Origin of the sequence: Pandoraea vervacti (assembly GCF_000934605.2) — a bacterium.
Lineage (GTDB): Bacteria > Pseudomonadota > Gammaproteobacteria > Burkholderiales > Burkholderiaceae > Pandoraea > Pandoraea vervacti.
Genome location: NZ_CP010897.2, coordinates 2530042 through 2543614, shown reverse-complemented (window position 1 = coordinate 2543614; position 13573 = coordinate 2530042). Strand labels below are relative to the sequence as shown.

The window sequence follows — 13573 nt, the reverse complement described above, 5'->3', positions numbered from 1 at the left end:
CCCGCCTTCCCCTGAACGTTGCGCGGCGCGTCAGCCACACTAGCCAGAACCCCGTCATGCCTGCCCCGAAAATTGCCCCGTACGATCGCCCCGCTGGCGGTTGGGGTGCGCTCAAGAACGTTGCGATCCAGCTCGTCGCCCAGGGAATCCCGCTCAAAGGGGCGCGCACGTTGCTCAGCGCGAATCAGCCCAGCGGCTTCGACTGCCCGGGCTGCGCCTGGCCCGACCGCGAGCACGCCTCGACATTCGAATTCTGCGAGAACGGCGCCAAGGCCGTGGCGGCCGAGGCGACCAGGCGGCGCGTCACCCCCGAATTCTTCGCCTCGCACAGCGTGAGCGAACTGCTGGAACTCGACGACTACACGCTCGAAAGCTATGGACGCCTCACACATCCGATGCGTTACGACGCCGCGACCGACCGTTATTTGCCCATCGCGTGGGACGCCGCGTTCGCCCTGATCGGCGAGCATCTGCGCGCGTTGCCCGACCCCGATCAGGCGGCGTTCTATACCTCCGGGCGCACCAGCAACGAAGCCGCATTCCTTTACCAGTTGTTCGTTCGCCAGTACGGCACGAACAATTTCCCCGACTGCTCGAACATGTGTCACGAGCCGACAAGCGTGGGCCTGCCGCCTGTTGTGGGGCTTGGCAAGGGCACCGTCACCCTCGAAGACTTCGAGCAGGCGGATACGCTGCTGCTCTTCGGCCAGAACCCGGGCACGAACCATCCGCGCATGCTGGGCGAGCTTCGCGAAGCCGCCAAACGGGGCGCCGCCATCGTGTCGATCAACTTGCTGCATGAGCGCGGGCTCGAACGCTTTGCCGATCCGCAAAGCCCCGGCGAAATGCTCAGCATGGGGGGAACCGCGATCAGCGGCCATTACGTGACCCCGGCCAGCGGGGGCGACTTCGCCTTCGTGATGGGGGTAATCAAACATGTGCTGGAGCGCGACGCGCAGGCACGCGCCAGTGGCGAGGCGGCCCTGCTCGACGACGCGTTCATCGCCGAACACACCCACGGATTCGACGACTTCGCCGCCGACGTGCGCGCCGAGCGTTGGGACGATCTCGAACGCGCCGCCGGGGTATCGCAAGCGCAGATGTGTCAGATCGCCGATGTCTACCTGCGGGGCGAGCGCGTCATCGCCACGTGGGGGATGGGCATCACGCAGCACAAGCATGCCGTGGCGACCATTCAGATGATCGTCAATCTGATGCTGCTGCGCGGCAACATTGGCCGCCCCGGCGCCGGCCTTTGCCCCGTGCGCGGCCACAGCAACGTGCAGGGCGACCGCACGGTCGGCATCAACGAGAAGCCGTCGGCCGCCTTCCTCGACCGGATCGCCACAGTGTTCGACTTCGCACCGCCGCGCCGCGAAGGGCTCGGTGTCGTCGACACGATCTCGGCAATGCTCGCGGGCCGCATCAAGGTCTTCATCGGCATGGGGGGCAATTTCGCGATGGCCACACCCGACACGCCGCGCACCTGGGCAGGGTTGCGTCAGTGCGACTTGACGGTGCATGTCGCGACGAAGCTCAACCGCAGCCACCTCGTGCACGGACGCGACGCCCTGATTCTCCCGTGCCTCGGCCGCACGGAAATCGACATGCAGAATGGCGCCGTGCAAGGGGTGACGGTCGAAGATTCGATGAGCATGGTGCACCTGTCGTACGGCATCAACGCCCCGGCGTCCGAGCACCTGCGCTCGGAGCCCGCGATCGTTGCCGGCATCGCGCAGGCCACGATGGGCCGCGCGCTCGCCGGGCATGACGACTGGCATTGGTACGTCGAGGACTACGATCGCATTCGCGACGCCATCGCCGCCACCTTCGACGAATTCGCCGAATTCAACCGTCGCGTGCGGCATCCGGGCGGTTTTCGACTGCCGGTCCCGCCCTCGCAGCGTCAATGGCGCACGGCCAGCGGACGCGCCAATTTCACCCGCCATGCGCTGCCCGCCGAACTTCCCGTCGACGTGGCTCGCCGACAGGCCGGCGAGCGTGGCGCACAGGTGCTGCAACTCGCGACGATTCGCTCCCACGATCAGTACAACACCACGATCTACGGTCTCAACGATCGCTATCGCGGCGTGTTCGGACAGCGTCGCGTCGTGTTCGCCAATCGGGAAGATCTCGATGCACGGGGTTTTCGCGCCGGTGAACGCGTCGACATCGTGGGCGTGTGGCACGACGGCATTGCCCGGCGGGCAGAGGACTTTCTCCTCGTCGCGTACGACATTCCACGCGGCAGCATCGCCGCCTACTATCCGGAGACCAACGCTCTCGTGCCGCTCGACGCCATCGCCGACGGCGCGGGCACGCCGACATCAAAGTCGGTCCCCGTGTTGCTGGAGCGACGCGTTGGCTGACATTCCGGCAAGCGTCGAGCCCGACCTGGGGTCCAATACCGGGGACAACGCCGGGTCCCGCGCCGGGTCCAACGTCGCGTGCGGCGGCGACGATCTCGAACAGGCAGCACAGGATCTTGCTCGCCTGCTGAGTACACTGGCCGACGGGCGACGCGAAGGCCGCGAGGCGCTCTCGCTCGCCCGCCTGGCCAAGCGCGGCGGACTGCCGATGAGCACGCTGCTGCGCTACCTCAACGTGCTGACAGACGCCGGATGGGTCGCCCTTGACGACAGCGAACGCGGTTTGTCACTGGTGCGGCTAACCCCTGCGGGCGCCGCTCAACTGGATAGCCTCCGCTAATACCGGCGCCACCGACGGAACTGACGATACCGACGTCGCACGATGACCGGGGGCGCGGCCGATGCGACCTTGATATGACGGAAATGCGACGAAAGTAAGGTGCTGCAACACGACTGACATATTCTCTTCCCAGGTCGCGGCATACACTCTCGACGCCGTGTGCCGGGCACGCGCCGAAGTTGCTTAAGATGGCGTCCGGCATGCCCCATTTGCGTTGTTACGTTGTACGTCGCATTCACGTTGTGTCACGGAGACCGGAGACCCCATGGAGAACGTCGTTGCGCGCCCGCACGAGATCGACGCCGCTTCGCCTGTCGCTTCCCCCATCGCTTGCCTTGCCCCCGCACCGGTCGATACGATAAGCGCCGCGCCGACCCGTCTGTCGGGCGCAACGCCCGTCGTTGCGCCCCCGGGTACCGCGACTGCGCAGCCGTCAGTCACGCCATGCGCCAGCGCCACGCTGGCGAGCGAAGCCATGCCGTCTCCCGCCTTGTGGCGCCACGCAAAGCCATCGCCCTGGAATCCCTGGTTGATCGGCCTGACGGGCCTCGCCGGTCTCTGGCAATGGCTGGGGCTCGGGTATGCGCTGCGTCAATGGGGCGAGTTGGCCGCGCTGAGCGCGCTGCCCGTGCTGCTGCTCACACCAATGCACTGGGGCCTGATCCACGAGTCCATTCACGGCCAGTTGCGCCTGAAGCCACGCGCCAACGAGCGCACCGGACGCGCCCTGTCGTTATGGCTCGGCCTGCCGTACGAGATCATGCGGTTCGGGCATCTGATGCACCATCGATTCACTCGTCAGCCGTACGACCAACCCGACATTTCGCCCCTTCTCGCCGACGCCCCGCTTGCCTCGCGCGCCGGGCGCTGGATCGGCTATCAGTCGCGTCTGCTCGGCGGCATGTGGTTATCCGAACTGTTTGCACCGCTCATCACATGGGTTCCCGCCAAACGGCTGCCCGCCCTCGCCCACCGCGCACTGGGCGCCGACCCTCAGGACGAAGACGTTCGTCGGCGGGCCGTCATGTTCGCCACCGACCCTGTGCGGCGGCGGCGGATTCAGCGCGACTTCGTGGTCCTGCTCGTCGCGTTAGGGCTGGCGTTGTGGGCGTACGGCCCATGGTGGCCGGTGTTCGTGGCGACGTTTGTGGCTCGCGGCGTCTGGCTGTCGATCGCCGATAACTTGCCGCACTTCGGCGTGGCGTTGGACGAGCCGGCGCGAGCACGTAACTTTCATGCGACCGCGCTTGGGCGACTGCTGGTGCTCAATCACCATCTGCATCGAGTGCATCACCAGTACCCGACCGCGCCATGGCATCTGTTGCCGGAAATCGACACTGCACAGCCGACCCAGGGCCCGGTGATTGCCTACTGGCGCGCGGTGCTTCGGCAGTTCGCCGGGCCGTTGCCCCCGAGCAGTTTGCGCGCCGACACCGTGCAAGCGTCGCCCGTGTCGCAAGCCGCCCCTTGAGGCGCTGAGCAGTCGAAGCTTCCGGAAATCGCCAGAATCATGATATAAATGCGAATCGTTTTCGTTAACGTTTACGTTCAATGAGTACCACTGAACGTTCGCGCACTGCGCGGGCGTGATGTCGGACCTGGCGTCGAGCGTCACCGTTTGCGTCGGGACGCCGCCAGTTACGTCGCCCAAGGGCGGCGTTTTCGTTTGTTCGAATTTGTCCGGGCTGCCGGTGGTCTGCATTGGCGGGCTCCGTTTTTCATCGCTCATATTCCACGACGCACGAGCATGTTGATTACATTGGCCCTTGCTTTGGCATGGGCTGCAGGCGGCGCCTGCTACCTCACTTCGGAACACCAGCGCTTGCGGGCGCGCCGCCTCAACGCGCAACCGGCGCGAGCGCTGGCGCTCGTTGCCGCGATTGCCAGCGTTCTATGCTGGTGGCTCGCCGCTGGTCCGTCGGCCGGCATCGCATCGGCGTTCATGTCGCTGTGTTTCGGATTGCTGTTCTGGCCGTATGCCGCTGGCGGCTGGCACTGGCTGCGCGGAGACGCCCATGTGGAGTAGAACGTTTGCGGGCCTGGTGCTCGGCTTCTTCGCTGCCATGGCGCTGTGCGGCGCGTTCGCCTACATGACGCCGTCCGGCTGGCATACGGCCGCCATCCCCGTCATTGCCCTCTTCCCGCTCGTGTGGCTCGCCCTGTTTGCCGTGGTCTACGCGAGCCGCACCGCGGCGCGCGCCTGGATCGGCATGGGCGCCACCACGGTTGTCGCCTGGGCCGCGCTGCTGCTGGCGCGCGCCGTCTGGTAAGGATCTCCCGATGCGCGCGCAAACTCTGCGTCAATACCTCAGTGTCCATACGTGGGCCGGCATCGTGGCCGGCTTCGCCTTGTTCGTCGCCATGCTCGGCGGCGCGTTGACCGTCTTCCATCACGAGATCGAACGCTGGGAGCAACCGGCCACACGCCATGCGCCGCTCACGCTTGCCCAGACGGAACAACTCGCCGACATGGTCCGCGCGCAGTTTCCGGCCGCGCGCGAGCAAATGGGCGTGGTGCTGCCAAGTCATTCGCCCGTGCCGTTTGCCTACTGGCAGCAGCCCGACGGCGAATGGATGCAAGCCCGGTTACGTTTACATCCGGACGGCAGCGCGCCATCGCTGGTGACCGGCGACGCTCGCCCCGGCCTGTCGAACACGGTCAACGCGCTGCACTACTCGCTATCGATCCCGACATACGGGCTGTATCTGATGGGCGTGGTGTCGCTCTTTTACGGCATGGCGCTGATCTCCGGCGTGATCGTCCATTTGCCGCGCGTTGCACGCGACATCTTCGCCTTGCGCCCGGGCCGGAACCTGAAGCGATTCTGGCAGGACGCGCATAACGCCATCGGCGTGCTGAGTCTGCCGTTCCACATCGTTTTCGCCCTCACTGGCGCCCTGCTCTGCCTGAGCTTGCCGCTGATGATGGCGTTCAATGTCCTGACGTTCGAGAACAAGCTGGCGCCGCAATTCTTGCAGATGACGGGCGCTGTCCCCGCGAAGATCGCGCCGGTCGAGGGCAAACCGCTCGATCTGCATGCCGTGCTCGCGCGGGCCGAACGTGCCGCACCCGACCTGGAAACGACGGCTGTTGCATGGTCGCGCTACGGCAAGCCCGACGCCGTGGCCGAGGTCTATGGCGAGGCGAGCGATTCACTGGGCGTGTTCGGCGCGGTGGCCATGCGCCTGAACGACGGCGAAATCGTCGGGCAGCACAGCCCGGGGGTACGCGACACGAACCACGCCGTGCTCAGCATGATCTACGGCGCGCACTTCGGTAACTTTGCGGGCGACGCCATGCGCTGGGTGTATTTCATCCTCGGCCTGATGGGCGCGGTGCTGGTCTATAGCGGCAACCTGCTTTGGCTGGAATCGCGTCGCAAGCGCAACGCGGCCCCCCAACCGGCCAACTTGCGCTGGATGGCGAAGGCGACGGCCGGGATCTTCCTCGGCACATGCCTCGGGATCGCGGCGGCATTCGTCGGCGCGGTCATTGCCCCCACGACCACCGCGCTGTCGATCTTCGTCGTCACGCTCGGACTCGCCGTGCTTTTCGCGGCGGCTACCGCACCGGCCGTCGCAGCGACCGGCCTGCTGATCGCCACGGCGCTCGCCTGCCTCGCCATTCCGATCGTCGACGCAACGCTCACGCCGGATAACGTCGTGCGCACGCTGGCCAATGGCGACTGGGTGCTCGCGGGCGTCGATCTGATCGCATTCGCGAGCGCGGCGATCTTCGCGCTGTTCGCCCGCGCCACGTGGCGTCGTGCCCGACACGGTGACCCGAACAGCGTCTGGGCGTTTCCGTATCCGGTGGCCCGCCCTCGTGCGCTGAGCGCCGACGACGCGGCGCAGACGTCCGAGCGGGGCATTGGCAACGCTGCTGTCGACACGGGGATCACAGAAGCCGCGCAGGCCGCCCGAGCGCTGCCTGAGCCGCCGAATCCCGCGAGACGCTGATCACGCAGGCCGACGGTGGCTAGGCACCGCCGTCGCGCGTCCCCACACAACAAGATCATTCAGGACAGACGCGCCGGCACACGTCGCGTCGACAACAGGGAGATTTACCGATGTTGCAACACCGCCCGCTCGGAGAGCGCGGATTCGCTCGCCCCTACGCTGCGCGCAACCTCACGCCGTCTTGCATCACGCGCGCCGTTGCCGGCGTCTTCGCCATTTGCACCGCTTCGCTCACGCTCGTCTCCGGCACGGTCCACGCGCAGCAGACAGCGCAGGCAGCGCAAACATCACGGACGTCGGACGCACCGTCGGCATCGAACGCGTCGGCCACGCAGGACACCGCCGCCCTGCCTGCGACGACGGTGTCGGGCAGTCGAGACGACGACGTGAAGGTCGAGCGCGTCTCGAGCGGCGCACTCGGCACGCGACGCGCGGTGGACACGCCCTTCTCCGTCGTTGGCGTGAACAGCGAGCAAATCAAGAACCAGATGGCGCAAACGGCAACCGACGCCTTCAAGTGGGATCCTGCCGTCACCACGCTTTCCGAGAACAAGCGCAACGAAAATTCGTATTTCGCGGTTCGCGGCATGCGCGTCGACATGCTCGACGGCACGAAGATCGATGGACAGAACTTTGTGTCGTGGCAGGCCGACATCCCGCTCGAACCGTTCGAGCAAGTCGAACTGCTCAAGGGCTTGTCCGGTTTCATGTATGGCTTCGGAGCGCCCGGCGGCATCGTGAACTACGTGCTCAAGCGCCCCACGGACGAACCCCTTCGCCAGTTCTCCGTCGGCTATGAAGCGAGCAACGTCTGGAGCGAAAAGCTCGACCTCGGCGGACGCTTCGGCCCGGATAACCGCTTCGGCTATCGCCTGAACGTCGTGAACGAGGAAGGCAACACTGCCGAGCCGAACAACCACGTGCGCCGCAAGACCATTTCGTTTGCCACCGACTTTCGCATTACGCCCGACCTCACATGGTCGGCCGACGTGGCGTACTGGAAACGCCAGACGACGGGCACGTTGTTCGGCATGAATTTCGCGGGGGCAGGCGCCGTGGCCGATGCCAACAAGGTCTCCCGCAACCTTGCGCAGCCGTTCACCTATTACGAGACCGATGCCCTGAGCGCCGGCACCGCCCTCGACTACCGCATCAACGATCAGTGGAAGGCGAACTTCAAGTACCGCTTTGCGCGTCAGAATCGCCTGAACGGCGACAGTTTCCTGTCGGTGCTCAATTCCGCCGGCGACTATGCGGACACGCAGTACAAGTGGAAGACCGCCTACTACTATCAGGCGTGGGATGCCATGGTGCAGGGCAAATTCGATACCGGTCCGCTCAAGCACGACGTGGTGTTCGGGGTGGCGTATCAGACGCAGGTGAAGCTCAATGACAACGGGCTGGGCGGCAACGGCATCTCGCTCGGCACGAGCAATATCTACAATCCGTCGCTGCTGCCGAATCAGGATATCGGACTGGATTACCAGCCGTATCGCAGCGAAAAGATCTCGCAGCGCGCCATCTTCGCGAGCGACACCGTCGGCATTACGTCGCGCATCTCCGCACTGGTCGGCCTGCGCTACACGCAGTTCAACGACGACCTTTACGACGTCTCCGGGCAAATGGGCGCCTCGTACAACGCCAAGCCGGTCACGCCGACGCTGGCGTTGATGTACAAGACGGACGCCGACTCGACGGCTTACGTGAGCTACGTAGAGTCGCTGGAACCGGGCGGCTCGGCCAGCATCACCAACGTCAACTTTCCGACGACATACGGCCCGCTGAAGAGCAAGCAGTACGAAGTGGGCTGGAAGGCGGACAAAACGTCGTGGGGTGCCAATCTGGCGCTATTTCGCGTGGAGCGCGGCTACGGCTATACGAACCAGTCGAATTTCTACGTGCAGGACGGCACGCAGCGCTTTCAGGGACTGGACGCGAGCGGCTGGGTGCGCCTCGCGCGTGACTGGCGCTTGATGGGCGGCGTGCTTCTGCTCAATACGAAGGCCGTGAACGTCGACGATCCGAGCGTGGCAGGCAAGCGCATCTTTGCCACGCCGCGCTACGTGGTGACCGGCCGTGTCGAGTACGACACGCCGTTCGTGCGCGGCCTGACCGTGGCGGCAGGCGTCAAGGTGACCGGGCAGCAGGAGGTCGATGCCGCCAATACGCTGTCGATTCCCGCCTTCACGACCATCGATCTGTCGGCAAAGTACGCTACGCGCATTGCGGGCAAATCGGTCGTGTTCCGTGCGGCGATCAACAACGTCACCGACAAGCACTACTGGACGACGACCTACAACGGGTTCGTGCTGCCGGGCTCGACCCGCACCTTCCTCGCGAGCGCCACGATGGACTTCTGATGGCCGCATGAGCGTTGGCGCAATGACGAAAAGGCCGCTCGATGAGCGGCCGTTCCTTTGCTGACGCGGCGATGCGCCAGACGTGTCGCACCAGTCGCGATGGACTGCGTTCGTTGGCTTAGCCGACGAACGCGCGCTCGACCAGATAGTGGCCCGGCGCGTGGTTATGACCTTCGACGAAGCCACGCTTTTCCAGCAGTTCGCGCGTGTCCTTGAGCATGGCCGGGCTGCCGCACAGCATCACGCGGTCATGCTCCGGCGAGAACTCCGGCAGGCCGATGTCCGTGAAAATCTTGCCCGACTCGACCAGTTCCGTGATGCGGCCCTGGTTCTCGAACTCTTCACGCGTGACCGTCGGGTAATAAATGAGCTTGTCACGAACGTATTCGCCCAGATACTCATGCTCCGGCAGATGCTGGGTGATGAGGTCGCGATAAGCCAGTTCGCTGGTAAAGCGGCAACCGTGCACCAGGATGATGTGCTCGTAGCGATCGTAGACTTCCGGATCGCGAATGATGCTCATGAACGGCGCCAGACCCGTGCCCGTCGAGAGCAGATACAGGTTCTTGCCCGGCAGGAGGTTGTCGTCGATCAGCGTGCCCGTCGGCTTGCGGCCAACGATCACCTTGTCGCCCGGCTTGATGTTTTGCAGACGCGACGTGAGCGGACCATCCTGCACCTTGATGCTCAGGAATTCCAGCTCTTCCTCGTAATTTGCGCTCGCCATACTGTAGGCGCGCAGCAGCGGCTTGCCATCCACTTCCAGGCCGATCATGGTGAACTGGCCATTGACGTAACGGAACGAAGCGTCGCGAGTGGTCTTGAAGCTGAACAGCGTGTCGGTCCAGTGGTGGACTTCCAACACGGTTTGTTGATTCTGAATGCTCATATTGACTTGACGTGTGACGGAGGACGGCGGCTCGGCGCTTCAGCGCCACTGGCCGGGCAATTTGCCCGCTCAGCTGGCATCGCCTGAAAAAGCGCTTTCACGAACCGTCCCTGACGGCCCCGATGCCCGGACTCCAGGCGCATCAGGTATACGCACTATCGGTTATGGACGGGAAAACGTCGCCATTTTACCCCAATTGGGAATTGCTTTCATTTGTCCCCTGAGTCATTTAAGGCATATCAATATGCTTATCGGGCATATCGGACGGGCCTCCGGGGCCATTGCACTCAGCGGTATCCGTCCGGGTTCAGCCGCTGCCAGCGCCAATGATCGGCGCACATCCGGGCCAGGTCGTACTCCGCACGCCAGCCCAGCAACGCCTGTGCCCGGGCCGGGTTGGCGCCGGCAAGGGCCGCCAGGTGGCCGCGCGCCAGATCCACTACATGGATGTAGTCCCGAATGCCCGTGCCGTCCGGCGTTGGCCAGTCGCCGCCGTACACGTTGAGCAGGGGCTGCTTGCCGACCGCCATTTGCGTGCCATCGGCATGTCGGGCTTGCGGTCGTGGGGCTTGCTGTCGTCGGCCTTGTGTCGGGCTTATCGCCTCACGTCCCCTGCCCCATGTAAGTTTCGAATTCGAGCGCCGCGAGACGGCGCGACAGCCGATGCGCGCCCAATCCGAGCACGCCACCCAGCGCGAACGCGAACCCGTAGCCGTACGACGCGGGTCCCAGGCGCAGGCTCGCCCAGGTGAAGAGCGCATTGAGTCCCGCCAGCAACACGGTCAGCAGCAGCACATCGCGCCGACGGTCCAGATAGAACAGCACGTTGAGCACACCGAGCAGCAACACCTGCAATCCCGCCGATACGACGTCCACGCGCAACAGCGTCACGACCGCCTGCCCGACGGTCGGCACGCCCGCCAGTCGCAACAGGTCTTCCCCGAACGCAAAAACCAGCAGCGTCACCACCGCCTGCACCTTGAGAATCTCAAACAGTCCCGTGCGCACCGCTCGCACCATCAGCACGCGCGAAGCCGAAATCTGGCCCAGTGTGCCGCCGCGACGTACCGCGTCGAAAAACCCCGTGTAGGCTTCGGCGAAGTCGGTCTCGATGCGCAGCAGGAACACCGCCATGCCCGGAATGACGCACAGATAGGAAAGGAAAACCGGCAGATCATAGAGCGGCGCCGCACGCAACGGCCCGATGACGTTCACGCCCGTTGCGGGCCACATCCAGAACATCAGCTTGTCGATCCATACGCCGAGCCCGAAGCACAGCCCGACGCCGACGAGCGAGAGGCGTAGATTGCCCGGGACAAAGACCGCCCAGGACAACCACGTGGACGTACGGTAATGGCGCGCGACGATAACGGTGAAACCGAACAGCAAGGCAGTGTGCCCGATCACGAAGCCGCTCAGCAGCCCGGCGAGTCCGTAGCGGCCCAACAGCACTGCGCATACGACCGTGAGACTGTAGCCCGCGCAGAACACGCCGAGGATCGCGCGGTACTGTTTCACGCTCGTGAGAAACAGCACCACGATCCACAGATTGCCAAGCAGCACGAAGCCGATCCACATGAGCCAGCGATAGCTCAGCGGTTGATTGACCAGTAGCGTCTGCGACAGGCACAGGCCAATTCCGCCGAGCACCACCGTGGTGACCAGCGAAACCGCGTGGAACGACGGCATCACGGCCTGCGGTTCCCCGGCATACAGCCGGTCGCTCAGGTAGCGCGTGAACGCCAGCTGAATCAGTCCGGTGACGATCACGCTCGATGCGATCAGATACGTCACCGACACCTGAAATTGCCCGAGCACGCCCTGCGAGTGAACGCTCGTGAGGCTCATCAATCCGACCAGGATCACCCCGACCATCGAAAGCACGAGGGGGCCGGCACTGATGATGCCGGCATAGCTGTATGCCGCGAACGTGGCCGATAGCGTATCGCTGCGCAGCAGGCGTCTGAGTTCGAATCCGATGCCGGCCATCAGTGCGCGTCTCCGGGCGCATGCATCCACCGTCGATATAGCGCGCGATAGGCGTCACGCACGGCGTCGAGCCGATATGACCGCTCGACCCGGGCGATGCCGGCACGGCTCGCCGCATGCCACGCCTCGGGTTCGAGCAGCTCGACGATCGCCGCGGCGAGCGCTTCGGGATCCGCCATCGGCACGATGCGCCCCGAGCGGCCAAGCGCGCGGTCCTGAGTGTCGCCGCCCTCGATCAGTTGGCGGCAGGCCCCCACATCCGTAGCGACGACCGGCACGCCCGCCGCTGCAGCTTCCAGCATGACGAGCGGCAGCGCTTCGGAGACCGACGACAACGCGAGTACGCCGATATGCGGCAGCACCGATTCGACCGCGCGATATCCCATGAACCTCACCTGATACTCCATGCCCAGACTCGCCGCGAGATCCCGGCACTCCTGTGCATAGGCCCGGTCTTCCGTGTCCGGCCCGACGATCCACCCCTGCAGGTCCGGCCGCTCGCGATAGGCGAGGAAGACGGCGCGCAGAAAAGTCTTGATGTCCTTGACCGGCACCACGCGGCCAATGAGGGCGACGACCGGCGCAATCTCGCCCGGGCGGCGGGCCTGGCGCAAGGCGGCGAAGCGCACAATGTCGACGCCATTCGCGATACAACGCGTCTTGTGCGCCGGCGCACCGTCACTCACCTGCCGCAGACGACTGCCCTCGTAGAGCGCGACGATCTCGTCTGCGGTGTCGTAGCAGACCCGGCCGATGGCCTCGAAGAAGCGCATCCAGAGATTCTGGAAATAGCCCACGCGTGAAATGTCGCGCTCGAACGGCCCACGGTTGTCGCGCAGCCATTCGCTTTGCAGCAGGTCGAGTTTGCGCTCCTTGGTGTAACTGCCGTGTTCGGTCACGAGCAATGCCCGCCCCGTCGTCATGCGCAGCATCGCCCCCAGCAACCCGGCATAGCCGGTCGACACCGTGTGATACATACGGGCCGGCGGCAAGGCTCGGGCGATTCGCGCGAGTTGCCAGACCGGCTTGTGCATCGCCCTGATCGTCCAGAAATAGTCCGTGAACGACGGGTCATGACAGAACCGCTCGTAGCGCTGCGTAATGAACGCCCATGACGGCTCGCCGTGCAGGAATGCCGAGCGCGACAGCGGCTGGCCGTCGCCGAGCATGGGAAGGAGTCGAGCCAGCATGCTGCGCAGCCCGTCCACGGTCATGGACTGCGCGGCCTCAGCCGCCGTCGCCCGATCTTCGTGGCGCTGGCGGAATAGGTCATGCATCGTGGCGACCTGTGCAAATGCGGCGGCGGTGTCCGCCTTCGTGGTCGGCCCGGTGGTCGGCCCGGTGGACGGCTGTGTGGACGACTTGGTGGTCGGTCTGGTGTTCGGGTTGCGCGTCGGCGCGGCAACGCCGGCGCTGGCTTGCGGCGGCGCGTCGGCCGTCTCGTAGAGGTAATGCGCCTCGAAGTGCCTGACGTTGGCGGGCATCGGGTACGCCGGCGCACCGTAGTCCGCCCGGCGGCTACCGATGAACACGACCGCAAAGGTGAGATCGGGAAACGCGCGAATGAGCTGATCGACCCACGACGACACGCCCCCGCGCACGTACGGGAAAGTGCCTTCGAGCAACAGCGCAACGTCCGCCATCTCGGGCATCTTGTCCATCTCGA

At 64.9% G+C, this 13573-nt stretch carries 11 protein-coding genes; 7 read left to right on the top strand and 4 right to left on the bottom strand.

Annotated elements, in window-relative coordinates:
• The first annotated feature begins 56 nt into the window (after positions 1-56).
• The 7 genes from UC34_RS11480 (at position 57) to UC34_RS11450 (ending at position 9029) form a co-directional block, all read left to right on the top strand.
• Positions 57-2369 (top strand): FdhF/YdeP family oxidoreductase, encoded by a 2313-nt coding sequence (locus tag UC34_RS11480; RefSeq protein ID WP_044455663.1) that lies wholly within the window; start codon positions 57-59, stop codon positions 2367-2369.
• Entirely contained in the window at positions 2362-2709 is a 348-nt protein-coding gene (locus UC34_RS25810; protein ID WP_044455662.1) for a helix-turn-helix domain-containing protein, read from the top strand. The genes UC34_RS11480 and UC34_RS25810 overlap by 8 nt, the downstream gene beginning before the upstream one ends.
• Positions 2710-2974: 265 nt before the next feature.
• On the top strand, positions 2975-4180 hold the full coding sequence (locus UC34_RS11470) for a fatty acid desaturase family protein (protein ID WP_052810990.1): 1206 nt from the start codon (positions 2975-2977) through the stop codon (positions 4178-4180).
• A gap of 276 nt (positions 4181-4456) precedes the next feature.
• On the top strand, positions 4457-4735 hold the full coding sequence (locus UC34_RS11465) for a hypothetical protein (protein WP_044455661.1): 279 nt from the start codon (positions 4457-4459) through the stop codon (positions 4733-4735).
• Positions 4725-4979, top strand: coding sequence for a hypothetical protein (locus UC34_RS11460; protein WP_044455660.1), 255 nt, complete (start codon positions 4725-4727; stop codon positions 4977-4979). Before UC34_RS11465 ends, UC34_RS11460 begins: the two co-directional genes overlap by 11 nt.
• Before the next feature lie 10 nt (positions 4980-4989).
• Positions 4990-6669: a PepSY-associated TM helix domain-containing protein gene (locus UC34_RS11455; RefSeq protein WP_052810989.1), complete on the top strand. Its 1680-nt coding sequence runs from the start codon at positions 4990-4992 to the stop codon at positions 6667-6669.
• 110 nt (positions 6670-6779) lie between these two features.
• Entirely contained in the window at positions 6780-9029 is a 2250-nt protein-coding gene (locus UC34_RS11450; protein ID WP_157123150.1) for a TonB-dependent siderophore receptor, read from the top strand.
• 118 nt (positions 9030-9147) lie between these two features.
• On the opposite strand, the gene UC34_RS11445 is transcribed toward UC34_RS11450, so the two are convergent.
• From UC34_RS11445 to pelF, 4 genes are all read right to left on the bottom strand, one after another.
• Positions 9148-9918: a ferredoxin--NADP reductase gene (locus UC34_RS11445; protein ID WP_044455659.1), complete on the bottom strand. Its 771-nt coding sequence runs from the start codon at positions 9916-9918 to the stop codon at positions 9148-9150.
• Positions 9919-10205: 287 nt separating this feature from the next.
• Positions 10206-10607 carry an NAD-dependent epimerase/dehydratase family protein gene (locus tag UC34_RS26125; protein WP_335645760.1) on the bottom strand — a complete coding sequence of 134 codons (402 nt, stop codon included), beginning with the start codon at positions 10605-10607 and terminating at the stop codon, positions 10206-10208.
• A complete protein-coding gene (pelG, locus tag UC34_RS11435) occupies positions 10522-11907 on the bottom strand; it encodes an exopolysaccharide Pel transporter PelG (protein WP_044455657.1) in 1386 nt (461 codons plus the stop codon). The genes UC34_RS26125 and pelG overlap by 86 nt, the downstream gene beginning before the upstream one ends.
• Positions 11907-13568, bottom strand: coding sequence for a GT4 family glycosyltransferase PelF (pelF, locus tag UC34_RS11430; protein WP_052811293.1), 1662 nt, complete (start codon positions 13566-13568; stop codon positions 11907-11909). The genes pelG and pelF overlap by 1 nt, the downstream gene beginning before the upstream one ends.
• Between the last annotated feature and the right edge of the window lie 5 nt (positions 13569-13573).

Excerpts from the sequence above, each read along its gene's own strand:
- UC34_RS11480 (WP_044455663.1), top strand. The coding sequence starts at position 57 with ATGCCTGCCCCGAAAATTGCCCCGTACGATCGCCCCGCTGGCGGTTGG.
- UC34_RS11470 (WP_052810990.1), top strand. The coding sequence starts at position 2,975 with ATGGAGAACGTCGTTGCGCGCCCGCACGAGATCGACGCCGCTTCGCCT.
- UC34_RS11465 (WP_044455661.1), top strand. The coding sequence starts at position 4,457 with ATGTTGATTACATTGGCCCTTGCTTTGGCATGGGCTGCAGGCGGCGCC.
- UC34_RS11460 (WP_044455660.1), top strand. The coding sequence starts at position 4,725 with ATGTGGAGTAGAACGTTTGCGGGCCTGGTGCTCGGCTTCTTCGCTGCC.
- UC34_RS11455 (WP_052810989.1), top strand. The coding sequence starts at position 4,990 with ATGCGCGCGCAAACTCTGCGTCAATACCTCAGTGTCCATACGTGGGCC.
- UC34_RS11450 (WP_157123150.1), top strand. The coding sequence starts at position 6,780 with ATGTTGCAACACCGCCCGCTCGGAGAGCGCGGATTCGCTCGCCCCTAC.
- UC34_RS11445 (WP_044455659.1), bottom strand. The coding sequence starts at position 9,918 with ATGAGCATTCAGAATCAACAAACCGTGTTGGAAGTCCACCACTGGACC.
- pelG (WP_044455657.1), bottom strand. The coding sequence starts at position 11,907 with ATGGCCGGCATCGGATTCGAACTCAGACGCCTGCTGCGCAGCGATACG.
- pelF (WP_052811293.1), bottom strand. The coding sequence starts at position 13,568 with ATGGACAAGATGCCCGAGATGGCGGACGTTGCGCTGTTGCTCGAAGGC.